Source organism: Ruegeria arenilitoris (assembly GCF_013030265.1).
Taxonomy (GTDB): domain Bacteria; phylum Pseudomonadota; class Alphaproteobacteria; order Rhodobacterales; family Rhodobacteraceae; genus Ruegeria; species Ruegeria arenilitoris_E.
Map to the genome: position 1 here is coordinate 1 of NZ_WPZQ01000013.1, position 25990 is coordinate 25990.

Annotated in this window: 29 protein-coding genes, 2 tRNA genes and 1 riboswitch; of the genes, 14 read left to right on the top strand and 17 right to left on the bottom strand. The window is 56.0% G+C overall.

The window, feature by feature from the left end; all coding sequences use genetic code 11:
- Positions 1–250 (top strand): hypothetical protein (locus GOX61_RS22390; protein WP_217353943.1); only part of this gene is annotated, 250 nt, incomplete at its 5' end.
- Positions 228–1142, top strand: a complete 915-nt coding sequence (locus GOX61_RS19715) for a formylglycine-generating enzyme family protein (RefSeq protein ID WP_170336508.1) — start codon at positions 228–230, stop codon at positions 1140–1142. The genes GOX61_RS22390 and GOX61_RS19715, both read left to right, overlap by 23 nt.
- Positions 1143–1463: 321 nt before the next feature.
- Here GOX61_RS19715 and GOX61_RS19720 read toward each other — a convergent pair whose 3' ends face one another.
- Complete coding sequence (locus tag GOX61_RS19720) at positions 1464–2681, bottom strand: HlyD family secretion protein (protein WP_155146872.1); 1218 nt, start codon at positions 2679–2681, stop codon at positions 1464–1466.
- Positions 2678–3058, bottom strand: a complete 381-nt coding sequence (locus GOX61_RS19725; RefSeq protein WP_155146870.1) for a hypothetical protein — start codon at positions 3056–3058, stop codon at positions 2678–2680. Before GOX61_RS19725 ends, GOX61_RS19720 begins: the two co-directional genes overlap by 4 nt.
- A 394-nt stretch (positions 3059–3452) precedes the next feature.
- Between GOX61_RS19725 and GOX61_RS19730 the strand changes: the two genes are divergently transcribed.
- From GOX61_RS19730 to GOX61_RS19740, 3 genes are all read left to right on the top strand, one after another.
- A complete protein-coding gene (locus tag GOX61_RS19730; protein ID WP_155146868.1) occupies positions 3453–4460 on the top strand; it encodes a helix-turn-helix domain-containing protein in 1008 nt (335 codons plus the stop codon).
- A 149-nt stretch (positions 4461–4609) separates the two neighbouring features.
- Positions 4610–4903: a glycine zipper domain-containing protein gene (locus GOX61_RS19735; RefSeq protein WP_170336510.1), complete on the top strand. Its 294-nt coding sequence runs from the start codon at positions 4610–4612 to the stop codon at positions 4901–4903.
- Positions 4904–5280: 377 nt separating this feature from the next.
- Positions 5281–5356 (top strand) — tRNA-Thr (locus tag GOX61_RS19740).
- A gap of 53 nt (positions 5357–5409) precedes the next feature.
- On the opposite strand, the gene dxs is transcribed toward GOX61_RS19740, so the two are convergent.
- From dxs to GOX61_RS19770, 6 genes are read right to left on the bottom strand one after another with little or no spacing between them, the layout of a single operon-like run.
- Positions 5410–7338 (bottom strand): 1-deoxy-D-xylulose-5-phosphate synthase, encoded by a 1929-nt coding sequence (dxs, locus tag GOX61_RS19745; RefSeq protein ID WP_170336512.1) that lies wholly within the window; start codon positions 7336–7338, stop codon positions 5410–5412.
- Between the two features lie 16 nt (positions 7339–7354).
- A complete protein-coding gene (locus GOX61_RS19750) occupies positions 7355–8221 on the bottom strand; it encodes a polyprenyl synthetase family protein (RefSeq protein WP_170336514.1) in 867 nt (288 codons plus the stop codon).
- Positions 8222–8464: an exodeoxyribonuclease VII small subunit gene (locus GOX61_RS19755; protein WP_155146860.1), complete on the bottom strand. Its 243-nt coding sequence runs from the start codon at positions 8462–8464 to the stop codon at positions 8222–8224.
- A complete protein-coding gene (locus GOX61_RS19760) occupies positions 8461–9387 on the bottom strand; it encodes a histone deacetylase family protein (protein ID WP_170336516.1) in 927 nt (308 codons plus the stop codon). Before GOX61_RS19760 ends, GOX61_RS19755 begins: the two co-directional genes overlap by 4 nt.
- Positions 9388–9426: 39 nt before the next feature.
- On the bottom strand, positions 9427–10128 hold the full coding sequence (locus GOX61_RS19765) for a response regulator (RefSeq protein ID WP_155146856.1): 702 nt from the start codon (positions 10126–10128) through the stop codon (positions 9427–9429).
- Positions 10125–10637, bottom strand: a complete 513-nt coding sequence (locus tag GOX61_RS19770) for a MarR family winged helix-turn-helix transcriptional regulator (protein WP_155146855.1) — start codon at positions 10635–10637, stop codon at positions 10125–10127. The genes GOX61_RS19765 and GOX61_RS19770 overlap by 4 nt, the downstream gene beginning before the upstream one ends.
- Positions 10638–10795: 158 nt before the next feature.
- Here GOX61_RS19770 and GOX61_RS19775 point away from each other — a divergent pair, with 158 nt between their 5' ends.
- The 4 genes from GOX61_RS19775 to GOX61_RS19790 all read left to right on the top strand — a co-directional run bounded on the left by GOX61_RS19775 (position 10796) and on the right by GOX61_RS19790 (position 13739).
- Positions 10796–11662 (top strand): branched-chain amino acid aminotransferase, encoded by an 867-nt coding sequence (locus GOX61_RS19775; RefSeq protein ID WP_155146853.1) that lies wholly within the window; start codon positions 10796–10798, stop codon positions 11660–11662.
- Between the two features lie 123 nt (positions 11663–11785).
- Positions 11786–12736, top strand: coding sequence for an AraC family transcriptional regulator (locus GOX61_RS19780; RefSeq protein WP_170336518.1), 951 nt, complete (start codon positions 11786–11788; stop codon positions 12734–12736).
- Between the two features lie 111 nt (positions 12737–12847).
- Complete coding sequence (locus GOX61_RS19785; RefSeq protein WP_170336520.1) at positions 12848–13213, top strand: SPW repeat domain-containing protein; 366 nt, start codon at positions 12848–12850, stop codon at positions 13211–13213.
- 316 nt (positions 13214–13529) lie between these two features.
- Positions 13530–13739 (top strand): hypothetical protein, encoded by a 210-nt coding sequence (locus tag GOX61_RS19790; RefSeq protein WP_170336522.1) that lies wholly within the window; start codon positions 13530–13532, stop codon positions 13737–13739.
- 21 nt (positions 13740–13760) lie between these two features.
- Here GOX61_RS19790 and cobO read toward each other — a convergent pair whose 3' ends face one another.
- The 5 genes from cobO to GOX61_RS19815 form a co-directional block, all read right to left on the bottom strand.
- The gene (gene cobO, locus GOX61_RS19795; RefSeq protein WP_155146846.1) at positions 13761–14360 is read right to left on the bottom strand and encodes a cob(I)yrinic acid a,c-diamide adenosyltransferase; all 600 of its coding nucleotides are present in this window, start codon (positions 14358–14360) and stop codon (positions 13761–13763) included.
- A gap of 56 nt (positions 14361–14416) precedes the next feature.
- Positions 14417–15352, bottom strand: coding sequence for a DMT family transporter (locus tag GOX61_RS19800; protein ID WP_155146844.1), 936 nt, complete (start codon positions 15350–15352; stop codon positions 14417–14419).
- Between the two features lie 52 nt (positions 15353–15404).
- Positions 15405–16067 (bottom strand): HD domain-containing protein, encoded by a 663-nt coding sequence (locus tag GOX61_RS19805; protein WP_367646986.1) that lies wholly within the window; start codon positions 16065–16067, stop codon positions 15405–15407.
- Entirely contained in the window at positions 16051–17151 is a 1101-nt protein-coding gene (gene aroC, locus GOX61_RS19810; RefSeq protein ID WP_170336524.1) for a chorismate synthase, read from the bottom strand. The genes GOX61_RS19805 and aroC overlap by 17 nt, the downstream gene beginning before the upstream one ends.
- Positions 17152–17245: 94 nt before the next feature.
- The gene (locus GOX61_RS19815) at positions 17246–17686 is read right to left on the bottom strand and encodes a 6,7-dimethyl-8-ribityllumazine synthase (protein WP_170336526.1); all 441 of its coding nucleotides are present in this window, start codon (positions 17684–17686) and stop codon (positions 17246–17248) included.
- A 72-nt stretch (positions 17687–17758) separates the two neighbouring features.
- A riboswitch (FMN riboswitch) is annotated at positions 17759–17906 on the bottom strand.
- Positions 17907–17961: 55 nt separating this feature from the next.
- Here GOX61_RS19815 and GOX61_RS19820 point away from each other — a divergent pair.
- Positions 17962–18576, top strand: coding sequence for an FMN-binding negative transcriptional regulator (locus GOX61_RS19820; RefSeq protein WP_170336528.1), 615 nt, complete (start codon positions 17962–17964; stop codon positions 18574–18576).
- A gap of 24 nt (positions 18577–18600) precedes the next feature.
- Here GOX61_RS19820 and GOX61_RS19825 read toward each other — a convergent pair whose 3' ends face one another.
- Positions 18601–19047 (bottom strand): c-type cytochrome, encoded by a 447-nt coding sequence (locus GOX61_RS19825; protein WP_155146838.1) that lies wholly within the window; start codon positions 19045–19047, stop codon positions 18601–18603.
- Between the two features lie 483 nt (positions 19048–19530).
- Here GOX61_RS19825 and petA point away from each other — a divergent pair, with 483 nt between their 5' ends.
- Genes petA through GOX61_RS19840 form a run of 3 tightly spaced genes read left to right on the top strand, consistent with a single transcriptional unit; the run spans position 19531 to position 22265 of the window.
- Positions 19531–20115: a ubiquinol-cytochrome c reductase iron-sulfur subunit gene (gene petA, locus GOX61_RS19830; RefSeq protein WP_170336531.1), complete on the top strand. Its 585-nt coding sequence runs from the start codon at positions 19531–19533 to the stop codon at positions 20113–20115.
- A 12-nt stretch (positions 20116–20127) separates the two neighbouring features.
- Positions 20128–21459: a cytochrome b gene (gene petB / locus GOX61_RS19835; protein WP_170336533.1), complete on the top strand. Its 1332-nt coding sequence runs from the start codon at positions 20128–20130 to the stop codon at positions 21457–21459.
- Positions 21460–21476: 17 nt separating this feature from the next.
- Complete coding sequence (locus tag GOX61_RS19840) at positions 21477–22265, top strand: cytochrome c1 (protein WP_170336535.1); 789 nt, start codon at positions 21477–21479, stop codon at positions 22263–22265.
- A gap of 167 nt (positions 22266–22432) precedes the next feature.
- Here GOX61_RS19840 and mtaB read toward each other — a convergent pair whose 3' ends face one another.
- Positions 22433–23689, bottom strand: a complete 1257-nt coding sequence (mtaB, locus tag GOX61_RS19845; protein WP_170336537.1) for a tRNA (N(6)-L-threonylcarbamoyladenosine(37)-C(2))-methylthiotransferase MtaB — start codon at positions 23687–23689, stop codon at positions 22433–22435.
- Positions 23686–24528 carry a diaminopimelate epimerase gene (gene dapF / locus GOX61_RS19850; protein ID WP_170336539.1) on the bottom strand — a complete coding sequence of 281 codons (843 nt, stop codon included), beginning with the start codon at positions 24526–24528 and terminating at the stop codon, positions 23686–23688. Before dapF ends, mtaB begins: the two co-directional genes overlap by 4 nt.
- A 211-nt stretch (positions 24529–24739) precedes the next feature.
- On the opposite strand from dapF, the gene GOX61_RS19855 reads away from it, so the two are divergent.
- Positions 24740–24815, top strand: a tRNA-Lys gene (locus GOX61_RS19855).
- A gap of 178 nt (positions 24816–24993) precedes the next feature.
- On the opposite strand, the gene GOX61_RS19860 is transcribed toward GOX61_RS19855, so the two are convergent.
- Positions 24994–25749, bottom strand: a complete 756-nt coding sequence (locus GOX61_RS19860; RefSeq protein WP_170336541.1) for an SDR family oxidoreductase — start codon at positions 25747–25749, stop codon at positions 24994–24996.
- Between the last annotated feature and the right edge of the window lie 241 nt (positions 25750–25990).

The following is a 25990-nucleotide window of genomic DNA, read 5'->3' on the forward strand; positions in this document are numbered from 1 at the left end:
TCTTTGCGCTCACACCATCGCCGTTGCAAGCACTGTGGAAGGAATAAAGAATGCAAATGCCATCACAAATACGACCAAGTCTCATATATTAGTTGCGACACCAAGGCGCTTGGACGAAGTTCAGCCCAGAATTGATTTTAATACCTCAAATACAGGCTTAGGGTTCAGGACTATTGGTATCAAAGTGTTTAGTCTTGTCAGGCGTTCTGTGTGCTTTAGCCGTAACCGTGAAGGCGCAGTACCTACTTGAGGATGGCTCCGAAGTTTCCGATCTCGAGATGTTTCAGGAGTGCGATGTTTGTCCTGAAATGATTGTTCTCCCGCTGGGTGAGTTCACCATGGGAGGTCCGCCGGGTGAGTCGCGGGAGAATGTGCATTGGGGGGAAGGCGAGATTCGCTACGTCACTCCCGAAGATCCATATATTGCATATCATGAGGGTCCCTTACATCGGGTAGAGATCAATATCCCGGTAGCTATGGGGAAGAATGAAGTCACCTACGATCAGTGGATGGCTTGCGTTCAAGATGGTGGATGTGGTGGTTACATCCCCCAAGATTATGTACTTCAAGAAAATGCACCGCGAGCAATAATCAGGGGCAAACACCCTGTTATAACCGTTTCGTACGAGGATGCACTGACCTACACCGAATGGCTGAACAAAAAGGTTGGAGCAGATGTATATCGCTTACCAACCGAGGCAGAATGGGAATATGCGGCACGGTCTGGGACCCAAACACCCTTTGCGCAAGGTGAGGAAGTCACGACGGACCAGGTGAATTTTCTGGGCAGTGCGACAGAGATCATGCTGAACGAAAAACGCCCGGACCTCATATCACGAGGCAAGCCAGTGCCCGTAGACGAAATGGATGCAGCAAATGGGTGGGGTTTGAGACACATGTCGGGGAATGTTGTCGAACAGACAATGTCATGTTGGACCGAGCGGCATGAAGGTTGGCGAACGTCCAGTGAGCATCTTAAACACGCGCTCAACCCATTTTGTGAACGGCGTGTGGCGAAGGGCGGCGCGTATCCAGCAGGTATGGACTATTCGAGATTGGGCGCCCGAGCGGGCCCTGATCCAAGTAGCAGGTCGTCTGTAGCTGGTTTTCGAGTTTTGAGAGAACTGTCATCTGAGGAATAAAAGGAATAATCGACGCCTTATCATAGCTACCCAATACCTAGTTACTTGTAGTGCCCTTATCGTAAATTCATGACGATCAGAACCAGCCAGAAAATGGTAGGTGAGTAGCCGAAGCCGTCACTCAGGTCTGTGTATATTCTGCATGCTCCTGAGAAGGACTGCTATTGCAGCGTAACGATTCTTGAGATTAAAGCTGAAAAATTGTGTTGGAGTTCCAATAGTATACGATATTTATCAGAGTTTCCTACCGGCCTTATGCTGAAACGGCTCCCAACGTTCGTTGGAAGCCGCGCATCTTTAGGAGAGAGGCTGTTTATACGACTAAGCGTGCCCACCACCGATCAGGCCGATACCCGAGGTCAGACCGAACCAGGCTTTAACCCGAAGACCGACCGCCTTGATGATGCCCATTGCCTGGATCCCGTGAGCGACAATTGTTCCTTCCATGTCACCTTCGAAATTGGTGGTGTAGGATTGGACGATGCAACCACTACCTGGCACCAAAAGATCGCGATGCTCTGGGTGTACAAGGTCAAGATGTACAACGATCTGTCCCCGCTTTGCCTTTTCACTGGGTTCGATCAGGCGACCGCTGGGCGCAAGCTGACCGGAGGAAATCGAGTCTTGAATGCGTACAATCCTGGCCGGAAGAACGGTGTTGCGCATTGAGATGTTGAAATTGCTTTCACACGCCACTTCTGCCGCCATTCCTTCGTACAATTCCGTACGCGAAACCTGCGAGAAGCCAGCAACGATACGTCCCCGCTCGGCATCTTTCCGGTCGGGTACGATCAGCATAGCAGGGCTCATTGCGGCTTGTGCTGCGCGCGATCCGACATTCAGGGTGACTTGTTCAACTACACCATCGACCGAGCTGAGCGTCAGAGTTTTTGACAGCTCCACTTGAGCCTGCTTCAACGACGCGCGCGCCGATGCAAGTTGAGCAGGAAGAACAGCAGTCGCCTGGACTTGCGCTACGCCAAGTTGCGTTTCGGCAGCCTCAACCTCTGCTTCCCGAGTGCTCAAGGTTGCCTGCGCGCGCTCCAGCTGACTCACCTGAAATGCTGCAGAGCCCTTTGCTTGAAGCGACTTGTGATCCATAAGCACCAGCTCGGCCTGCTCTCTGGCAGTAGTTGCGGCATCCAGCACGGCTTGGGCAGTCTGGACTTGCAACTCAGCTGCGAGTTTTGCGCTTTCGATCTCCTCAACTTTGCGTGTCGCAAAATCTACAGCGGCCTGTTCAGACGCGTTCTCGACGGCAAACAGCGGATCGCCGGGTGCGACGTGATCACCGCCCTTTACATAGATATCTGTGACCGTTCCGCCATTTTCGGCGACGACCGGAACGGTTCTGAAGGGCACAAGGCCGGTGTAGGATTTGGGGTAATAGTAGAACACGGCAAAGAACACGATCAGGGCCAGGACGAACCACATGAAGAGCGCCCGGTGAACATTGTAGAGGGTGACCGGCAGCCCACGCCATTTCAGGTAGATCACGCGCAGGACAAACGGAAAAGATGTGACGAGCAGCTCAATCATTTTACCAATTCCTCTTTCGAAGGACGCCACCACAACATGAAGTCGCGGGCGATCGCGGTCAGGATCAACGCGCCTGGTAACAGAATGCTGAAGTGGCTGAGTGCGGGCATCAATTCGTACGCCAAGGCTATGGTAAGCATCACCGGAACAGTTGTGCGCAGCGGAGTGCCGATTGATTTGCGCTCGGTGTAGCGCTCAAAGCGCGCATAAAGGTGTACGACCAGTAGGATCGCCAGGAAGAGAACGATCAGGCCGACCCAGGCATAGGTGTCGGTTTGATTGGGTGAGACCCACCATCTGGGGTCGCCGCCAGCGGCGAGGGCAGGAGTTGAGATGACGCCGATTATGGGCGCCATCAGGAACGCGGGTGGTTTCATGATTCAGGTCCTTTTGTTCGCAGTCGGGCTGCGGAAGTTGATTTTGGATTTAGGAAACGTCAGTTCCCGGTAGGTTGTTGTGATGGTTCTGAAGGCTGTTCCGCTGGAGCGTAGGGGGGATCCCAGCGACGCCCGTTCGGTGTTTTCTCGCCAAGCGTCGAAGCCCGCAGGCCTTGACCTTTGCCGCCGGACCATTCCTGTCTGGCGCAGTCGTGGATTGTTTTGAAAACGCGGTAGTACCTTGCGAAGTAGATCATTGCCTTGTCCTTTCTGATGACCCGGACCTAACCGTCGTCGCGCCTCCGATCCTTAGGGTTCTGGACATTTGTTGTTGTCTTCTGGACAATTGCAGTGACTGCAAGGGGTTGCGTGCCAGTCAGGGGAGGATGCAAAAGTGCCACGCATCAGCGCTTACAGATTGCAAAGTGTTGGGCTGCGCTATGCGCAAGAACCCGGCGCACGCATTCCGTTTACAGAAATTCTGGAAATGGCAGGTGCACCTTCAGATGTCGTCGACGGCCCGGATGCCACTGTCGAACTGCTGCATGAAGCGGGCACCGTTGAAACTGTGTGCCGTGTTCTCGAAGACAAAACCTTTGCTGCGCGGGTAGGGCTTTCTGCGCAAGGCCCGGGAACGCTTTTGGCGTACATTGTACGGGCAGCTGAAACGGTCGAAGATGCGCTGGCATTGACACAGCGCTTTTATGCTATGCAAGACCCCGACCTGCGTCTGGACGTCGTAGGAGCGCCCGATGAGCCCAAGATTACGCTGGAAAGCAATGTGATCCCGGCACATCAATATCCTCGCCATCGCGAGATGCTGATATTTGGTCTTTATAAGCGCGTTCAACAGATCACCTCGGGCGGGCTTGCTCCGATCTCAATCGAGTTGGAAACGGACGACAGCGAGCATTGCAAAAAGCTCTCTGAATTGGCGGGATGCGAAGTCGTAGGGTTCAAAGCCGGATACGCGTTGGGCTTACCCACAAATGGCATGAGCTTTCGGATCCCGACCGCAGACCCAACTTTGCTGGGGCACTTGCGTCGGCATGGCGAAGAGCAACTGAAGGCGCAGCCAGATGCGGTCCGAAGCCTGTCCGACCGAATTGTGGATATGCTTGGAGAGCGTCTTCCCGGACCGATACCTAACGGCGACGATATAGCCGCAGAGCTGGGCCTGACGCGACGCACCATGACCCGGCACCTGTCGGCGGAAGGAACTAGCTATAAAGCACTCTTGGAAGGTGTGCTGTGCGACCTGTCCAAACGGATGCTTCGTAGTGGTGAGGGTGTGGCTCGTGTTGCCTTCATGCTTGGATTTGCGGATCAGGCCGCCTTTTCGGTGGCGTTCAAGCGGTGGACAGGTGAAACGCCTGCCAGGTTCCGTAGAACTGGCCGCTAGGCTTGAACCCTGCAGCGCGCGGGGTCGGAAGATGTCCAAGATCCACAAAACCTTGTCCCGTCTCCAAAAGAAAGCCGGCCATCGGGTCACCTAGTTCAATGGCACACAGCAGCCGAGGTGGTTGCTGACCCAGAACAAGGATGAACCCTATGAAGACCTCGAAGAAATTCTTTATCGCCCCGATCTCAGGCGCGCTTCTGATCACCATGGCGGCCACAGCTCACGCTGATTACGTCACCGATAAAGCCATCAAAGGCGCAGTTGTCGGCGCAACGGTCGCCGGTATTGCTGGCGAAAGCATCGTGGGCGGCGCTGCCGCTGGCGCCGCAGTCGGTGCCGTGGGCGGTGCGATCCAGAAGGACAATTTCGAAGACGCGCAGGACGAAGCACAAGAACGTCGCGACGATTTCAAAGAAGACCACAAGCACTGGAATGAAGACTGAGCTGTGCCTAGGGCACTACAGAAAAAGGAGGAAACACAGCCGAACACACTTAGATGGTCAGTATGAGGTCCGCGCTGTTAGCATCCAGATGCAGCCTGACTGACCACCCAACACAGAACTCGCACAGTTTCTGATAGGTTGCCACCCAGGTCCGATGGGACCGGGTGGCAATTTTGTTTTGGGCAAAGAACACCAAGAGTATCCAAAAGTCGCTGTCTAAATTTCCGGCACTCTATCCCCGATGGCGAGATTGGTGTTATGCACCTTGCTTGCCGCATGTGAGCTGAGTCTGTTTGGACGTAACAGCCACTCATCAATCCACGAGATTTCAGACTTGCGGGACAACTGGCGAATGTCTAAACACTGCTGCTGTTATTGCCTCAATAGCTCAGCTGGTAGAGCAGGTCCTTCGTAAGGACAAGGTCGGGGGTTCGAGTCCCTCTTGAGGCACCATATTTGACGGACAAGCAGCCAGTATCGCTGGTCTGGTCTACTGCAATCCCGTTTTACGCCCGCTTTTCGCCAATGGATGCAACGCCAAGAGTCGATAGCACTTTGGCCTCGATCTGTTCAGCGTTCATGCCTGCAACAGCGTACATATCTGCCGGGCTGGATTGGTCGATGAAGATATCCGGCAATACCATTGAGCGGTATTTCAGACCGTGATCAAAGACGCCCTCTTCCGCTAACAGCTGTGCGACATGACTGCCAAAGCCTCCCACGGCACCTTCTTCAATGGTGATCAGGGCTTCGTGGTTCTCGGCTAGTTCAAGGATCAAATCGCGATCCAAAGGTTTGGCGAACCGGGCATCCGCGATTGTTGGCGTGATGCCCTTGGCCGATAGCATTTCAGCTGCTGACTGGACCTCAGCCAGACGCGTGCCGAAGGACAGCAGGGCAACGCGAGAACCGGATTGAATCAACCGACCCTTGCCGATTTCAAGAACCTCACCTCGTTCAGGCAGATCCACTCCAACACCCTCACCACGCGGATAACGGAACGCGATGGGGCCATCGTTATGTGCGGCCGCCGTGGCCACCATATGCATCAGCTCGGCTTCATCTGCTGCGGCCATGACAACCATGCCCGGCAAATTCGCAAGGTACGCGATGTCAAACGATCCGGCGTGGGTAGCACCGTCGGCACCGACCAGACCGGCACGATCGATAGCAAATCGAACGGGCAGGCGCTGAATGGCCACGTCATGCACGACCTGGTCGTACCCGCGCTGCAGGAAAGTGGAATACATCGCGCAGAAAGGCTTCATTCCTCCGGCAGCCAATGCAGCTGAGAAGGTGACCCCATGCTGTTCGGCGATTGCCACATCAAAGCAACGTGACGGGTAGCGTTCCGCAAACAGGTTCAGCCCGGTGCCATCCGGCATGGCGGCGGTGACAGCTACGATTTTGTCGTCGCGTGCGGCTTCTTCAACCAGCGTTTTTCCAAAAACCGACGTGTAAGAGGGCGCATTCGAAGGGGTCTTTTTCTGCTTGCCGGTAACAACATCGAATTTTGCTGTTGCATGGCCTTTATCGCGTGCCTGCTCTGCCGGAGCGTAGCCTTTGCCCTTTTTCGTCAGCACATGGATCAAGATTGGACCGGTTGCCCGTGCTTTGACCGTACGCAGGACGGGCAGAAGCTGATCCAGATCGTGCCCGTCGATCGGACCGAGGTATGAGAAGCCCAGTTCTTCAAACAGGGTTCCGCCGACTGCCATACCCTTCAACATTTCCTTGGCGCGTTTTGCACCCTCGCGGAATGGTTCAGGCAACAAGGACACGGCACCTTTGGCCGCAGCCTTCAGGTCGTGGAACGGCTCTTCGGCATAGATGCGGGACAGATAGTTCGACAGTGCCCCAACCGGTGGAGCGATGCTCATCTCATTGTCGTTCAGAATGACGAACAGGCGCTTCTTCAAATGGCCGGCATTGTTCATGGCCTCAAATGCCATGCCCGCAGACAGCGATCCGTCGCCAATCACCGCAATTGCATCACCCAGCCCTTCGGGAGTGACACCACCAAGATCCCGCGCGACGGCAAATCCAAGCGCTGCGCTGATCGAAGTAGAACTATGCGCCGCGCCAAACGGGTCATAGGGGCTTTCGCTGCGTTTGGTGAAACCGCTTAACCCGTCCTTTTGGCGCAGCGTTCGAATCCGGTCGCGCCGTTCGGTCAGAATTTTATGCGGGTAGCACTGGTGGCCTACGTCCCAGATGATCTTGTCCCGGGGTGTGTCAAAAACAGCGTGCAGCGCAGTTGTTAGCTCCACAACACCCAGACCTGCGCCCAGATGTCCACCTGTAACAGATACGGCAGAAATCGTCTCGGCCCGCAATTCGCTGGCCAGTTGGTGCAGCTGCGCATCCGAGAACTGCTTGAGATCCGCCGGGCGGTTCACAAGGTCCAGCAGGGGCGTATTCGGGCGGTCAGACATTTGGCGCGTTCCTGGCTTAGCTGTCCCGGGCAATAACGAAGCGTGCGGCTTCCTTCAAGGTTTCGGCTTTGGGTCCGTAACCATCCAATGCCGCGCAGGCCTGATCAATCAGATCGGTTGCACGGGTCTTGGCTGCCTCCAGTCCCAACAGCGAAACAAAGGTTGCCTTGCCTGCATCGGCATCCTTTTGCAGACGTTTTCCGGCTTTCTTGGCATCGCCCTCTACATCAAGGATGTCATCGGCGATCTGAAAGGCAAGCCCCAATGCTTGGGCATATCGGCGCAATGGCGCAGGATCGGCCTGTGCCATCCGGGCCCCGGCGCAGGCGGACCACTCGATCAGGGCCCCGGTCTTTCCTGACTGCAGTTGCGTGATTTCCTCCAGCGTCAGAGGATCAGGGGCTGTTTCAGCGGCAATGTCCAGCGCTTGCCCCAGCACCATACCTTGTGCCCCGCTCGCCTTGGCCAGTGTCAGAGCCAATTCGGCGCGCACGTCAGCGCTTCCTATTTCCGCCCGGGTACAGAGTTCAAATGCAAGGGTCTGCAGCGCATCGCCGGCAAGAACGGCAATGCCATCGTTCCATTTCACGTGAACCGTCGGACGTCCGCGCCGCAAGTCATCGTCGTCCATGCACGGCAAGTCGTCATGTACCAGAGAATACGCGTGTAGCGCCTCAATACCCGTCGCAGGCCAGATCGCGTGTGATTCATCAATCCCATGCAGACGGGCGCTTTCCAGAACCAGAAAACCGCGCAGACGTTTTCCGCCCTGCGTGGCATAGGCCATCGCGCGGGTTACATCGAGATCGTCCAGTGCGCCAAGAACCAGATCGAACTGCGTCTGAATGCTGTCTGCATCCTGCGCAAGAATTTCACGAAACATTCAGAGCCCTTCGACAGGTGTCGTCCCGGTCGGCTGACCATTGGCGTCCAGCGTGATGGCAGCCACCTTTTCTTCGGCCCGCTTCAGCTCGTCCTCGCAGCGCTTTTTCAGCGCGGCGCCACGTTCATAAAGCGCGATGGACTGATCCAAAGCCACATCACCACGCTCCAGCTGGCCAACAACGGCTTCAAGCTCTTTCATCGCCTGTTCGAACGTCATTTGATCTACGGGAGTATCTGTCATGGGGCTGCCTTCATCAGTTCCTGCACATGGGCGCGTGTCGCCTCGGCCAGTGCGTTCAGATCATAACCACCTTCAAGAGTCGAGACGATACGACCATCGCAGAATTCTTTGGCGATCTTGCATAACTCGGCCGTGACCCACGCGAAATCACCGGTTGACCAATTCAGATTGGCCAGCGGATCGTCCTGATGAGCATCGAAACCCGCTGAAATGATGACCAGTTCAGGTTTGAAGTCGCGCAAACGCGGGAATGCCTGCGTCTCGTAGGCTGCGCGCATCTCGGCCCCACCAGATCCGGGTGCAAGTGGAATGTTCAATACGGTGTCATAGGCACCTGTCTCGTCGGGCCGCCCCGATCCAGGCCAAAGTGGCATCTGTTGGCTGGTGATCACCAGTGCGCGTGGTTCATCCCACAAAAGATCCTGTGTCCCATTACCGTGGTGTACATCGAAATCGACCACAGCCACGCGTTTTAGTCCGTGATGATCCAGTGCGTGCTTTGCAGCCAGTGCGGCATTCCCGAACAGGCAGAACCCCATGGCGGTTTCGCGTTCTGCGTGATGTCCGGGTGGGCGGATGGCGCAGAATGCGTTTGGGGCTTCACCTCCCAGAACCAGATCGACCGCCCGAACAACCGCCCCGGCCGCGCGATAGGCGGCATCGACTGACCCTGGCGACATGAACGTGTCTCCGTCGATCTGCTTAAATCCTTCGTTGGGCCGGTTGCTGCGGATATCCCGAATGTGGCTTTCCGGGTGAATGCGCAACAGATCATCATCTGCCGCGAGCGGCGCAGTAACCCGTTGCAGATCCAGCGGCTCGAGCGCATGAAGGATGTGTTTCAGCCGCTCCACGCGTTCGGGATGTCCCTGCGGCGTGACGTGGCCGAGGCAATCAGCATGAGTGATCAGGGCGGTTTTCATACTGTTTTCCTGTTTTCTTGTTATGGCCGAGGCTGCGAATTAATCGGGCGCCAGCATGTAGCCAGCACCGCGCACGGTCTGCAGATAACGCGGCTGTTTTGGATCCTGCTCGATCTTGCGGCGCAGGCGTGTGATCTGAACGTCCACGGCGCGTTCCTGGGCCTGGCCTTTGTCGCGGCCCAGATCCTCAACCAGTTTGGCACGGCTGATCGGCTCGCCGGGCTGGCCGGAAAAGATCTTCATCAACTGGCTTTCAGTGGCGGTCAGACGCACCGGATCCTCACCCTGCCACATCTCACCACGTTCGATGTCATAGCGGATCGGTCCTAGATGCAGAATTTTCGACACTGCATCCTGAGCGGGCGTTTCCGGCATCCGGCGCAGGATCGCATTTATGCGCAGCAACAGTTCCTTGGGTTCGAACGGCTTAGCCAAATAGTCATCCGCGCCAGCCTCAAGACCTGCAATTCGATGTTCGGTTTCACCGCGCGCGGTCAGCAACAGGATCGGTGTTGTATGTGTTTCCCGCAGGGCACGGGTTAAACTGACCCCATCCTCGCCGGGCATCATCACATCCAGAACGATCAGGTCGAAATCCAAACCGGACAGAACCCGGCGCGCATGGGCGGCATCGCGGGCTGCGGTGACAAGAAAGCCATTACGCATCAAAAACTTCTTGAGCAGATCGCGAATACGCTCGTCATCGTCGACGATCAGCAGATGGGCGTCCATATCGCTCATGAGGTTGTATCCCGCAGTTTCGTATATGCACGACGCATATCAGCATCCATCATCGCTTCAAGCACTTTGCGAAATCCTGCCACGGCCTCGGGGCCTGCATCCTTGTAGGCGGCGCGCATCCGGGCGCGCTGTGCATCCGATAGCTTGGATTCCAATGCCTTGCCTTTCTCCGTCAGAAACAAATGGCGTTCCCGCTTGTCTACGGTCCCGACGCGACTTTCGACCAGACCATCGTCAATCAGGGTTCTCAGTACCCTATTTAGCGATTGTTTCGTCACGCCAAGGATAGCTAACAGGTTGTTTACCGTTGTTCCGGGGGCGCGGTTGATAAAATGGATGGCCCGGTGATGGGCGCGCCCATAGGCCATCTGGGTCAAAATACGATCCGGATCCGCGGTAAACCCTCGATAAGCAAAGAACATCGCCTCGATTCCCTGCCGCAACTGCTCATCGGTCAGAAACAACAGGCTTTCTCCGCCAAAGACAGGCGCGGGGCGGATTTCGGACATATCATGCCTCATTCGTTACTCAGGCTGACTTTATGTCAGCGTTATTGACATTCCAAGTGCGTACAGGTATCGAATCGCAGTTTTTGCGCAACATTATGTCCGCTTCGGTCTTAAATGGCGCAACAATCGAAAATTCAGCCCGGTTCAGGAGGTTTCGCATGGCGGGGTATGACGATCGTGATGGTGTCATCTGGTTGGATGGCGAACTGGTGCCCTGGCGCGAGGCCAATGTGCATATTCTGTCCCACGCGATGCACTATGCCTCTTCGGTTTTTGAAGGTGAGCGGGCCTATAACGGCAAGATATTCAAAAGCCGGGAACATTCCGAGCGCCTGATTGCCTCGGCCGAGGCATTGGATATGCCGATGCCCTATTCGGTTGATGAAATCGAAGCGGCAAAGGAAGAGGCGCTGAAGGCAAGCGGCCTGCAGGATGCCTATGTACGGGCTCTGGTCTGGCGTGGTTCTGGCGAAGACATGGGCGTTGCATCGGCCAAGAACCCTGTGCGCATGGCCATCGCTGTCTGGCCATGGGGTGCGTATTACGGTGATGCCAAGATGCAGGGTGCCAAGCTGGACATCGCAGAATGGAAACGCCCCAGCCCGGAAACCATCCCGGTTCACGCCAAGGCGGCGGGGCTTTACATGATCTGCACCATTTCAAAGCACAAGGCCGAGGCCAAAGGTTGCTCGGATGCGCTCTTCATGGACTATCGCGGCTATGTGGCAGAGGCGACAGGCGCAAATGTCTTCTTCGTCAAGGATGGTGAGGTTCACACGCCGCTGGCGGACTGCTTCCTGAACGGGATTACCCGGCAGACGGTCATCCAGATGCTGAAAGACAAAGGCATCACCGTACATGAGCGTCACATCATGCCCGAAGAGATGTCTGATTTCGAACAGTGCTGGCTGACCGGAACTGCGGCCGAAGTCACTCCTGTCGGTCAAATCGGCGACTACACGTTTGAGGTAGGCGATCTGACGCGTGAGATTGCGGAAGACTACGAGAAGCTGGTTCGCTCCTGATCTCACGATAAGGATCCTTGAAACCCTCGCTTATGCGGGGGTTTTTTGTTGCGGTGCGTGCGGAATTCCATGCCAATCGTTCAGACAGGTGGACGAACGCTCTAATTGAGATAGGTTCGGGCCATGTTGGATTTGCTCAGCGATATTCTCACCCGTTTGTCTTTGCGGGGAACATTCTACTTTCGCACGTCTTTCACTCCGCCTTTCGGGATTCAGGTGCCGAGCTTTGAAAACGTGGCACGATTCCATTTTGTTCAGCGGGGTGAGCTGAAGGTCTACGTTTCTTCCACAGGCGAATCCATTCGTCTGCGCCAGGGTGATCTGATCCTGATCCCTCATGGTGCGGCGCACGCACTGCTGTGCAACGAGGTCAAGCCGATGGACGCGCTGCCGTTGGAACAGGTTCTGGAGGCTTCGGGTTACAAGGGCGACGGTGTTCTTGTGTATGGTGGCGCGGATGAGGACAGGGATACGCAGCTGATCTGCGGGCATTTCTCATTCACCGGACCCGCCGGTCGCCGTGGAACCGGCCATATGCTGATAGACCGGTTGCCGCCATATATTCTGATCGAAAACTATGGTGAGGACGCGGGTGCTTGGGTCGAGGCTACTTTGCGCATGATCGGTTCCGAAGTGGCCGGAGCGCGGATCGGGGGCGATCTGATCGCGCTGAAATTGTCAGAGGTTCTGTTCGCACAGGCCATCCGCGCATATCTGGAGCGTCAAAGCACAAGTGATGCAGCTTTGGCAGGTTTCGCCGATCAACGCATTTCCCGCGCTTTGACAGCTTTTCACCAATCCCCCGCTCAGGAGTGGAGCGTCGCCACTTTGGCCAAAGAGGCAGGCATGTCACGCACCGCTTTTGCGCAACTGTTTGCGGAAAAGATGCACACGACGCCAATGCAGTACCTGACGGATTGGCGCATGCAGATTGCCTGTCATGGATTGACAGAAAGCCGCTGGAACGTAGCGGATGCTGCGGCCGAGGTCGGATATGCCTCAGAGGCCGCGTTCTCACGGGTGTTCAAAAAGCAGGTTGGCCTGTCCCCGGCAGCTTACAGGGCGATGCACTGATAATCCTATACTTCTGAACGATCGGCAATGTTTCTGAGACGATCTGGGCTGCACCGTCCGACCCGCGCTTCCTATTCTTTGGTCATATCTCATCAAGGAAAGGAAATTCAGATGTCTCTTCGTTTCGTAACCCGTTCGGTCCACGCATATCTGGACTATCCGGTGGCCATTGCGTTGATGGTCCTGCCTTTTGTCCTGGGACTGGGGCAGTCGAACCCAATGGCGTTTTGGTTGTCTGTAGTTACCGGTGCCGCGGCTTTTGTTCTGACCGTTTTGACCGATCATCATCTGGGGATCTGGCGGGTTCTGCCTTACAAATTCCATCTCGCGGTCGATCTGATTGTGGGTATCACCTTTTTGTTTGCGCCCAGCCTGTTTGGCTTCTCGGGACTGGATGCGATCTACTACTGGCTGAACGGCGCTGCCGTCGTTGCTGTGATCTCACTCAGCGCTCCCGAACAGGGCGTAACCGCCTGACAGAGCATGAGCCTGTGTCACCACATCTGAGCGCTACGCTCGCAAATCTGAGCCGCCGGTATTAAATACCGGCGGCTCAGACCGTGGAAATGGTGATCACCTCTGTTTGAATTTTCGAAACAGCGAGAAAGAGCGGGCAGGTGTTGAGCCAAAAATTTTCGATTCAGGGCTTGATAAATCTGACTAAATTAATCAGATATAGCGCAACGCCAGATACGAGATGATCAAGCCTTAAGTTTCGAGGCGGTTTGCGCGCTTAGCGAATTCCATTGTGAGGGCGCGCCACCGTCTCGGAAACGAACCAAGGGGTGGCAATATGCGCGATCCGATCGACAAGTTGGTTTCATTGCAGGGCTCATCCGCGATTGGCGGATGTTCACTGGACGACGATATTGCCGCCTATCTGGATCAAAAGTGTTGTGAAAATCCTGAAGGTTGCTGTGATCCGTATCCCGAAGATCGCGAAGAACCACGCCAATCCGTTCGCAGGCTGTACGAAAACAGCGATCCCCGCCCGAAAACATAAGCTCGAACGGGGCTTAGAATATCAAAAGTCCACGCCGCGCTGAGCTTTGATGCCAGCCTGAAACGGGTGCTTCTCTTCGGTCATTTCGGTCACCAGATCCGCATATTCCCGCAGTTCCTGGGGTGCATCACGGCCTGTAAGGAAAACGCTGGTTTTGTCTGACCGGGCTTTGAGACCTTCGATAACGGTCTCGACCGAAAGATACTCATAGCGTAACGCAATGTTGATTTCGTCCAGCACGACCAGATCATAGTCTCCACTTGCCATCAGCGCACATGCTTTGTCGAAGGCAGCGGTTGCTGCGGCTATGTCGCGTTCGCGGTCTTGGGTATCCCAGGTAAAGCCCTCACCCATCGTGTGCCAGGTCACCAGATCCCGCTCTTCAAAGAAACGGCGTTCACCGGTTTTCCACTTGCCTTTGATGAATTGCACCACGGCAACCTTTTGGCCCCACCCCAGCGCGCGGATTACGACGCCAAAAGCGGCAGAGGATTTGCCTTTGCCCTTGCCGGTATTGATCAGAACCAGACCGCGCCCGGGGTCGACCGCCTCGGACACTTTCTTGCGGTGCTTGGCCTGCACCTCCTGCATCTTTTCTTTGTGATCCTGTGCGTCGCTCATGGAGATACCTCGTCAATTGTCGGGCCCAAACTAGGGGAAGTTGTGAAAAGGTAAAGTCACGCTTTCGGGTCTGTCACCGATCGGGCTTTGCCACGCTCCAACCCAAGCTGATGTTCGCGCCAGATCACCACCACATTGCCAGCAATGACGAGCGCTGCACCGATCAGGATGGCAAGTGTCGGCAGTTCGTCAAACCAGAGATATCCGATGATTATGGCAAACAGCATGCTGGTATAGTCATATGGCGCCAGCATCGAGGCCTGCCCGAACCTGTAAGACGAGGTGACAAGTATCTGGGCAACGCCACCTGTCAGACCCATCGCAATCAGGATAGCGGCCTGTTCCCATGTGGGCATGGTCCAGCCCCAGAAAACGGTCAGCCCGGACAACAGCGTCGCCGTCATCGAGAAATAGAATACGATCGCCGCAGGATGATCGACCTGAACCAGCTGCCGAATGTGAATCTGAACAAAGGCACGAGCGATGGTTGCACCAAGAACGCACAGAGCCCCGATGGTGGCCGCCACTTCCAGTTCGCTACTGCCGAGGCGAGGCCAGATCATGATCAGGACACCCAGCAGCCCGATGGCGACCGCGCCGATACGTATCATTCGGATGCGCTCACCCAGCATGACTGCGGCAAGAATCAGAGTGAAGATCGGAGTGGCGTAGCCAATTGCCGTGACTTCGGGCAGCGGCAGCAGGCTAAGCCCCGTAAAGGTCAGGCCCATCGCCATCGTGCCCAGCACTCCGCGCCAGAAGTGGCCCATTGGTTTCTTCACGACAAAACCCTGCGCCAATTCTCCGCGTGATATCAGCCAGATAATGATGACCGGGATGGCAAAAAGTGAGCGAAAGAACACCAGTTCTCCTGGCGGAAAGTCTTCTGACAGAGCTTTGACCAGTGCCGACATAGCCGTGAACAAGAACAGGGCGCTGAGCTTCAGCGTCACGGCAAGAACAGGTCGATGCGATGTTAAGGATTTTGCCATCGGCGCGACCCTGCGCCTTTGTTTGGCAAAGATCAATGTCTGCTGGTCGGGATTATCGATTCACCCAGCTTCGTGGCAGCCTGCTGCCAATCTCATCCGCGAAGTCTTCGAGAAACCGGATCATGCGCGCGGTTCTGGTACGTGCAATTTCTCTGCCGGCTTCCGTCAGCATATCGTCCGGCAAATTCAGGAGTTTGACCTTCCAGTGATCAATCGAGAATTGCAGATCGTTCAGGGGTCGCTGTTCTGCGAAAGGATCAGAAGGATCGTAAAGCGGGCGGTCCAACGCACCAGCAACTAAAAAAGTACGGGCTATACCGATGGCACCCAGAGCATCCAGACGGTCAGCGTCGCGCAGAATGCATGCTTCGTCCGTTTCTGGAGGGACCCCTGCAGAGTAGCTGTGGGCAACAATTGCATGTTGAGTGTTTTGAATTTCGCTCTCGCCAAAGCCCAGGTTCTCAAGAATAGACTCTGATTCCTCGGCGGATCGCCGTGAGGCCAGATGGCGGTTCGGATCGTCTTTTGCTAGATTGACCAGATCGTGAAGGTAACTCGCAGCAAGTAGCACGCGCATATCGTTCTGGTCATTCGCAATGGCCTGCACATTTACCCAGACCCGGTCCAGATGAGCCAGATCATGGGCCGGATCTGTTGCCATGCGGGCCCGTACGATGTCGCGCAGGCTGTCGCGAAGTTCAGCCAATCCGGCCACGATTCTCGCCGATTTGGCCGCGATGCAGCAGCAGATGGTCGAGGATCACGCAGGCCATCATTGCCTCACCCACAGGCACGGCGCGAATACCAACGCAGGGGTCGTGTCGGCCCTTGGTGATAATTTCGGTCTCTTCACCGGATTTGGTGATGGTTTTACGAGTCGTCAGGATCGACGAAGTCGGCTTAACTGCGAACCGTACGACGAGGTCCTGACCAGTCGAGATCCCGCCGAGAATACCGCCCGAGTGATTCGAGCTGTATTGGGGGCCATTCTGCCCCATGAAGATCTCATCCGCGTTAGCCTCACCCGTCAGTTCGGCGGCGGCCATACCTTCGCCGATCTCAACGCCTTTCACCGCGTTGATCGACATCATCGCAGCGGCCAGATCAGTGTCTAACTTGGCATAAACCGGCGCGCCGATCCCGGCAGGAACGCCGCGTGCCACAACCTCAACAATCGCCCCAACCGAATTACCGGATTTGCGCAGGCCGTCCAGGTAAGCAGCCCAGTCCTCAGCCGCTTGAGCATCGGGGGTCCAGAATGGGTTCTGTTCGATCTGGGACCAGTCGAAATTGTCCCGGTCGATCTTATGCGGCCCAATCTGAGTCATATAGCCGGTGATCTGCACGTTCGGAGCGATCTGTTTGATCGCCTCGCGCGCCAGACCGCCTGCCGCAACGCGAGATGCGGTTTCACGCGCCGAACTGCGCCCGCCGCCGCGATAGTCGCGGATGCCGTACTTTTGCCAGTAGGTGATGTCGGCGTGACCCGGACGGAACTTGTCCATAATGTCGCCGTAGTCTTTCGAGCGCTGATCGGTGTTTTCGATCATCAGCTGCACAGGCGTACCCGTGGTCTGGCCTTCGAACACGCCGGACAGGATTTTCACTTGATCAGGTTCACGCCGCTGGGTCGTGAACTTGTTCTGACCTGGTTTGCGCTTGTCCAGCCAATGCTGAATCATGCCCTCATCGATCGCAACGCCCGGAGGGCAGCCATCGACGGTCGCGCCCAACGCGGGTCCGTGACTTTCACCCCAGGTGGTGACACGGAAGAGGTGGCCATAACTGTTCATCGACATGGGGCATGCTCCTTTGAGCGTCGTGATTAGCGGGCAAGGCCCTTGGCCTCAAGCGGATTTGCGGTTGGGGCGTGTTTGCCCCAACCCAATGAGCTTACGCAGCAGTGGCCAGTTTTGTGCGCGTCGCGTTGATTTTCAGCGCAGCTTGTGCGGCTTCGCGGCCTTTTTCGACAAAATGCGCGCGGTAGATGGCGTTGTGGTGATCGGTCTCCTGATACTGATGCGGCGTCAGGGAAACGGACAAGACCGGTACGCCTGAATCCATACCAGCACGCATCAACCCATCGACAACGGCCTGAGCCACGAAATCGTGCCGGTAAATACCGCCATCCACGACAAACGCCGCGCAGGCGACCGCGGCATAGCGGCCGGTCTGGGCCAGATCGCGGGCCAGCAGCGGCATCTCAAACGCGCCGGGGACGTCGAACACGTCAACCTGATCGGCGGGGATGAGTTCCAGAAACCCTTCTAGGGCCTGATCAACAATATCGGAATGCCAGTTGGCTTTTACAAAAGCATAGCGGGTGTGTGTCATCATGATCTCCTTTCGCAACAGACACGTCACCCAAGGCGATCACGGGCAGGCACGCGGCAAGGCCGACGTGCTGCACGTTCTCTTTCATCCGGACTGTAACCGTCGGCTCTGGCTTCTCACCAGATCTGCTGACACCCCGTTAACCGGGGCCGCTCGCGGGCTTACGGGTCGCAGCCCGCATACCGCCGGTGGGGAATTTCGCCCCGCCCTGAGAACATCGCAGAGCTTGCCAAGGACTGCCCGGTTCTGCAAGTGCTGTTGGCAGGAGGACAGGTATGCACCCCAACCCAGCCTTTCGCGCCGAAGATCGCGCGCGCCATGTGGCCTTCGCCCGGGATCGCGCGTTTGGTATTCTTGCCCTGTCGACGCAGGATGCGCCGTTGCTAAGTCATGTCCCATTCGTTCTGGATGAAGATGGACAAGTGGCAGAGCTTCATCTTGTGCGTTCAAATCCCATTGTCCGGTTATTGAAGCAGCCTCAGGCTGTGCGGATCGCAGTTTCCGGGCCAGATGGCTACATTTCTCCGGATTGGTATGCAGTCGAAGATCAGGTGCCGACCTGGAATTATGTCGCGGTGCATTTGACCGGCCAACTTAAGCTGATGCCGCAGGACACATTGCCTGATCTTCTGGACCGCCAATCAGAATTTTATGAAACACGCCTGTTGCCAAAACCGCCTTGGGTCTCAGGTAAAATGTCCAAGGGCGCATTGGTGCGAATGATGCGGATGATCGTGCCGTGCCGCATGCAGGTCGAAGATGTTCAGGGCACTTGGAAACTGAACCAAAACAAGACAGAAGATGCTCGATTGGGCGCTGCTGATCAGGTTGAGGCTGCGGGCTTTGGTGTTGAAACCGGACGGCTGGCCGCGTTGATGCGGACGACGTGACCAGCGCCGGGAAACGGGAACTTTTTACTGATCGCTGAAGGTAGCAAGATAGGCCGCGACATCGTCGGCCCCTTTCTTCAGCTTAACGCTCATGTTGGGGCGGGCTGATTCGTCATCCAGATACTCCTGAATGAAAACGATTGGGTTTTCGGAGTAAGCCGCGATGTTTTCTTCGGTCCAGACCAGACCTTCATCACCCGCACGGATCATATCATCGGTGAACATACCGATGGGCAAACGCTCGCTACCATAGCGATAATCGTTTTCGGATCCGGCAACGCGCCCGACCACCCCATAGAGATTCGGTCCGGTGATGCCACCTTTAACCAGAACTTCGCCATCCTTGATGATCGCATGGCAGGATGAGCACCTATTGTAGAGTTTTTCACCTTTTTCCGGATCACCGGCAGCCGAGGCCTGAGTTGAAATCGCAATCGTTAACAACACCGTGGTCACAGTGACCTTTGACATGAGTTATCTCCTGTAAGGAGTTCGCGCGATTTGGCCTTTCGGACATTCTCGTTTGGGGTGCAATAGAAATCTGCCTCTCGGGGCGGATCTGGAAATATCTATTTTAAATTAATAATTTAAACTAAATACAATACCGCTATGGTTGCGCAATTCCGTTTCTTATTACTATCCAATCCAGCCGTTCGAAACGGCGTCTGAATGTTGGTCGGACCTTCAGCCGCTGCTCGCAGAGCAAACGGATTTCGCCGAATCAGCAAGTTTGTTGCCGAGTGCTCTAAGTGATGAAACAGATTTAATCCGCTTCATATCTTGAAATAATTGGCCTTCGTTGTGACATGAAAGCCCGGATGCGGCGTAATGCGCGCCTATGACCGCTGGACGAACCGATTTCTCCCCGATAGATACCCCGTTTAAGACACCGCATTCGTGCGGTGCGCGAGCTATATGCCCGTACGCGGGCGCCAGATAATCGGAGAAAACCTCGTGTCCCACGCAGAAGACCACGAAGGCACCCGCAGAGACTTCCTCTACTACGTCGCTGGCGGCGCAGGTGTCGTAGCAACGGGGGCTGTTGTTTGGCCCCTGGTCAACCAGATGAATCCTTCGGCAGATGTACAGGCTCTGTCCTCGATCCGCGTTGACGTAAGCGGGGTCGAGCCTGGAACGCAGCTGACCGTGAAATGGCTGGGTAAACCGGTCTTTATCCGTCACCGCACAGGTGCCGAGATCACCGAAGCCCAGGAACAGGATGCAGAAGGCGTTGACGCGCTGCCTGATCCGCTGGCCCGTAACTTCAACCTGAACCCTGATGCTCCTGCGACGGACGCCAACCGCGTGATGCCGTCGCCCGAAGGCGAAGCGCCGGGTGCATGGATTGTTCAGATGGGCGTTTGTACGCACCTCGGCTGTGTGCCGCTGGGCGACGCTGGCGACTTTGGTGGCTGGTTCTGCCCCTGCCACGGGTCGCACTATGACCTTGCCGGTCGTATCCGTAAGGGCCCCGCGCCCGAGAACCTTCCTGTCCCGCCCGCAGAATGGGTGGACAACAGCACAATCAAACTCGGCTAAGGGAGACCCAGAATGTCAGGAATTCCCCACGACCACTATGAGCCAAAGACCAAAGGCGAGAAGTGGCTGAACAGCCGTCTGCCGATCGTCGGCCTGCTTTATGACACCCTCATGATCCCAACCCCCAAGAACCTGAACTGGTGGTGGATCTGGGGCATCGTTCTGGCATTCTGCCTGGCGTTGCAAATCGTTACCGGCATTGTTCTGGTGATGCACTACACCCCGCATGTCGATCTGGCCTTCGCCAGCGTCGAGCACATCATGCGTAACGTGAATGGCGGCTACATGATCCGCTATCTGCACATGAACGGCGCGTCGCTGTTCTTTGTTGCGGTCTACATTCACATGTTCCGCGGCCTGTTCTACGGCTCGTACAAAGCCCCGCGCGAGATCACGTGGATCATCGGTATGCTCATCTACCTGATGATGATGGGTACTGCGTTCATGGGCTACGTTCTGCCTTGGGGTCAGATGTCCTTCTGGGGTGCAACCGTGATCACCGGCCTGTTTGGCGCGATCCCGTTTGTTGGCGACGCAATCCAGACCTGGCTGCTGGGCGGACCCGCAGTGGACAACGCTACGCTGAACCGCTTCTTCTCGCTGCACTACCTGCTGCCGTTCATCATTGCGGCGCTGGTTATCGTGCACATCTGGGCCTTCCACACCACCGGTAACAACAACCCCACAGGTGTTGAAGTGCGTCGCGGCTCAAAGGCCGAGGCCGAGAAAGACACCCTGCCGTTCTGGCCCTACTTCGTGATCAAGGATCTGTTCGCACTGGCCGTCATTCTGGTCGTGTTCTGGGCCATTGTTGGCTACATGCCGAACTACTTGGGTCACCCGGACAACTACATCGAAGCCAACCCGTTGGTCACACCTGCACATATCGTCCCTGAATGGTACTTCCTGCCGTTCTACGCGATCCTGCGGGCCTTCACCGGTGAGGTATGGGTCGTTCAGTTCGCCAGCTTCATCACCGGCGGCATCATCGACGCCAAGTTCTTTGGTGTGATCGCGATGTTCGGTGCGATCCTGGCCATGGCTCTGGCGCCCTGGCTGGACACTTCGACCGTGCGTTCGGGCAAGTATCGTCCGATGTTCAAATGGTGGTTCTACCTGCTGATCGTCGACTTCTTTGCCCTGATGTGGCTGGGTGCGATGCCCGCGGAAGAGCCTTATGCAACCTGGTCGTTGATCGCGTCCGCCTACTGGTTCGCCTATTTCTTCGTGATCCTGCCGATCCTGGGTGTGATCGAGAAACCTCTGGCGCAGCCTGAGACTATCGAAGAAGACTTCAACGCGCATTATGGCAAGGCTAACGCCGATGCCACGCCGGCCGAGTAAGAAGAGGGACCGGAAACATGTTCAAGAAACTTGCAATCGGTGCCGCGTTTGCTCTGGCCCTTGCGCCCGCCTCGACCTTTGCGGCAGGTGGCGGTGAGCAGCACATCGAGGACTTTGACTTTTCATTCGAAGGTCCGTTCGGCACCTATGATGAACATCAGCTTCAGCGCGGCCTTCAGGTTTACACCGAAGTCTGCGCGGCCTGCCACGGCCTGAGATACGTACCTCTTCGTACCCTTGAGGATCTGGGGTACACCGAAGAGCAGGTCATCACTTATTCGGCTGACAACTTTGAAGTGTTCGATCCCGAGCTGGACGATTTTCGTCCGGCCATCCCGACCGACCACTTCCCGGCCAACGACGCCGTTGGCGCACCTGACCTGAGCCTGATGGCCAAGGCCCGCGCTGGCTTCCATGGCCCGAAAGGCACTGGCATCAACCAGTTGATCAAAGGCATGGGTGGCGCGGAATACATCGCCTCTCTGCTGGATGGCTATACCGGTAAGGAAAAGGAAGAAGCGGGTACGATCCTGTACGAAAACACCGCATTCCCCGGTGGCTGGATCTCTATGGCCCCACCGCTGGCTGAAGATCAGGTCGAGTTTGCCGATGGTCACCCGGCCAGTGTTGAAGCGATGTCCGAAGATGTTTCTGCGTTCCTGATGTGGGCGGCTGAGCCCAAGATGATGGACCGCAAGAATGCAGGCTTTGTTGGTGTAATCTTCCTGACGATTATGTCGGTATTGCTTTATCTTGTGAACAAGCGCCTTTGGGCACCTCACAAAGGCAAGATCCGTAAGGACTAAGGTCTTAAGTGATCGCAATTTCAAAACCCCCGCACCAGATGGTTGCGGGGGTTTTCTTTGGTGATACCTAAATTCGTAGGATGGTTTTCCGGATGGCGAATGCGAAAGGGACCACCGCCTGATCCATCAAGCGTTCAGAGGCCGATCCTGCTGATGCTGCTGCGTAGCTATGCCCGCAATTGCGAAGCAGATTTGCCGGTAATCACACCGCTCACAATCGTACCTTCGATTTGCGCTTGGTCGAACGTCACTTCGGTAAACTGTTCTGTGCGGCCCATATGCGCGTTTTCCATGAGGATCTGATGGGTCTTGCCAATCTGAGCCTCAAGATGGCGGGCAACCTGCTGCTCGCCAGCCTGACGAAGTCTGGCCGCGCGTTCCCTGATCGTGTTTCCGTTCACTTGTTGCGGAATGCGTGCGGCGGGTGTGCCTTCGCGTTTGGAATACGGGAAGACATGCAACCAGGTCAGATCGCACTCTGTCACCAGCTTTAGCGAGTTTTCGAAATGGGCATCCGTCTCGGTCGGGAAACCGGCGATGATGTCTGCGCCAAAGGTCATTTCAGGGCGCAACCTGCGCGCCTCTTCCGTAAAGCGGATTGCATCATCACGCAGGTGACGGCGCTTCATCCGTTTCAGGATCAGGTCATCGCCATGCTGCAGGGACAGATGCAGATGCGGCATCAGGCGCGGCTCGGTCGCGATGGCCTGCATCAGGTTCTCATCAACCTCAATCGAATCAATCGAGCTGATCCGCAGGCGTGGGAGGTCAGGCACCAGCTTCAGGATGCGCATGACCAGATCGCCCAGCTTGGGCTGCGCGGGCAGATCTGCCCCCCATGAGGTCAGGTCGACGCCGGTCAGAACAACCTCGTTATAACCTTTGTCCACCAGCCGCTTGATCTGATCCACCACAACGCCCGCTGGGACGCTGCGTGAGTTGCCGCGGCCATAGGGAATGATGCAGAAGGTACAGCGATGGTCACAGCCATTCTGGACCTGTACATAAGCGCGGGATCGGGTCCCAAAACCGTCAATCAGATGGCCAGCTGTTTCAGTCACCGACATGATGTCATCGACCTGCACCGCTTCGGTCTCACCTATGAAATCAGCGGCCATACCTTTCCAAGTGTCGGGCTGCATTTTCTCGGTGTTGCCGATGACCGCATCGACCTCATCCATCTGTACAAATGTCTCAGGCTCGGTCTGCGCAGCGCAGCCCGTTACGATCAGGCGCGCATCTGGGTTTTCACGCCGCAGCTTGCGAATCTCCTGCCGGGCTTTGCGCACGGCTTCGGCGGTCACGGCACAGGTGTTTATGATCACCGCATCCTGCAACCCGGCTTGCTGCGACAGCTCTTTCATCGCCTCGGTTTCATAGGCGTTGAGCCGACAGCCCAGTGTTGTGAATTTTGGTGCGCTCATCCCAGCGACTCCAGAAACTCTGGCGTCAAAGTGCCAGAGAAGACATGGCGAGTGGGTCCGGTCATCCAGACGCCGTCGTCGCGCCAGTCAATCCAGATGGTGCCACCGTCCAGTTCTATTTGCACTTTACGCCCTGTCAGGCCACGCCGAGTCGCCGCAACCGCAGTCGCGCAGGAAGAAGAGCCTGAGGCGAGCGTGATTCCGACACCCCGTTCCCAGACGCGCATCCGGATATGGTCGGTCCCGATGATCTGGGCGACCTGTACATTGGTGCGTTCGGGATAAAGTGGGTGGTACTCATATCGCGCGCCAAATTCCTCAAGCGGTATTGCCTCGGCATTCTCAACGAAAAACGTGCAATGCGGATTGCCCATACCGGTCGCGGTCGGTGCGCCTTCGATCGGCAGTTCCAATGTATCCATCTCCTCGGACAACGGAATTTCCTGCCAGTTCAGCTGAGGCTGCCCCATGTTAACGGATGTCAGACCGTTTCCGGCATCGCGGGCGAAGAGTGTCCCGCGTTCAGTCGTCAGCGAAAGTTCGGATTTCCCGGTTTCCTCCATCAGAAACCGTGCAATACAGCGGGTGGCGTTCCCGCAGGCCGCCGATGTAGAGCCGTCCGCATTATAGAACACCAGGTGCGCGTCCGATTCGCCGTTTTCGATGACGGCTAGCTGATCGAAACCAACACCAATCTGTCGATGTCCGATTCCTTTGGCCAGAGCCGGAGTAATGGCTGCAGAATGAGCGCGCGCATCGACAATGACAAAGTCATTGCCCAGCCCGTGCATCTTCATAAAGGGCAAACCGGTATCGTGTAAGTGTTGCATGGCGGGCATATAGCGATGGTCACAAAATGAATCCACCCTGTCACGCAGATTCCTGAAAAAAGGGGTTGACCCCCCTGCGCCACCTGCCTAATTAGGCCGCCTATCGGGACGCCGGAAACAAGTTAAACACCGGCGAAACGAGGCGCAAAATAAGGGCTTGAACCTGATCGGTAAAATGCCTTAGAGAGCGCCACGGATCGACAAGATCCAACAAAAGAGTGGGCCGTTAGCTCAGTTGGTAGAGCAACTGACTTTTAATCAGTGGGTCGCAGGTTCGAATCCTGCACGGCTCACCACTTTTTAAATAAAAACAAGTATTTGCGTAGACGCCAGTAGTGGCGTTGAAGTTCGGTCGCTCCGTGCCCACCTAGCGCCCGCAAATTCAACATCCTAATTTATAGCATCTCGGTGAGGCAGGTTTCGTACTTATTAGTTCGCCTATCAACCATGCGCTGCAAACTTTGTGGCGACTATTCAAAGCAGACGGGTCGCCATGCCGCCATCCACGGCTAGTGGTGAACCGGTCACAAATTTTGACCTGTCTGACAACAAGAACAACGCAGCTTGCGCAATCTCCTCTGGCTCTGCCATGCGTTTCACAGGGTGCAGACCAGCAATAAAGTCATGTGTGGCGGGGTCATCTCCGGCCATGTCGGTTTTTGTACCACCCGGCAAAATAGTGTTTACACGAACACCGTTCGCTGCGTGATCAGATGCCAAAGATTGTGTGAGCCCGATCAACCCGGCCTTGGATGCGGCATAGGCCCCCATGCCAGGCATTCCCCCGTTGCTGAAGCCAACAAAAGTTCCGGTGAATACGATGGACCCACCGCCGCGCTGCTCAATCGCCGGCAGCTGTGCTTTTGCTGCAAAAAAAGCGCTGGTCAGGTTTGTCGCAAGAACTGATTGCCAGTTGTCTGATGCCATCTCCGGAACCGGCCCCATCTCACCCATCAAGCCCGCGTTGTTAAATGCGCCATCAAGGCCGCCAAATTGACGTTCGGCAAGATCGACAAGCTCTTTGGAGTAGGCTTCGTCAGTCACGTCACCCGCTAGACAAATGGCAGGCCCATTGCTCTGTGCGATCTGCTCTGCAATTGTGTTCAAGCGGAGTTCACGGCGCGCACCCAACACGACATTTGCTCCCTCTGAGGCAAACAAAAGTGCGGCGGCAGCACCTATTCCACTGCTCGCCCCCGTTACGATGATGGTTTTGTCTCTCAGTTCCATGGCTATGCCTTTCCGTAGTTGCATGCCAATCAACTAGGGAATGTCGTGAGCAACGTGCGACCCGTATCTTGCGGGTCTTGAGAAACTTGAAGTGGATGCGCAAGAAACGGGTCGGTTCACAACTTACGGCTGTAAGCGGGCATTTGTGTCCATTGTAGCATCGGTTCATTTGTACTCAGGGCTAGCTTGCACAAGCATGATGAGCTGAGATCGAGGCAACGAGGGCGGCACTGCAGGCAAG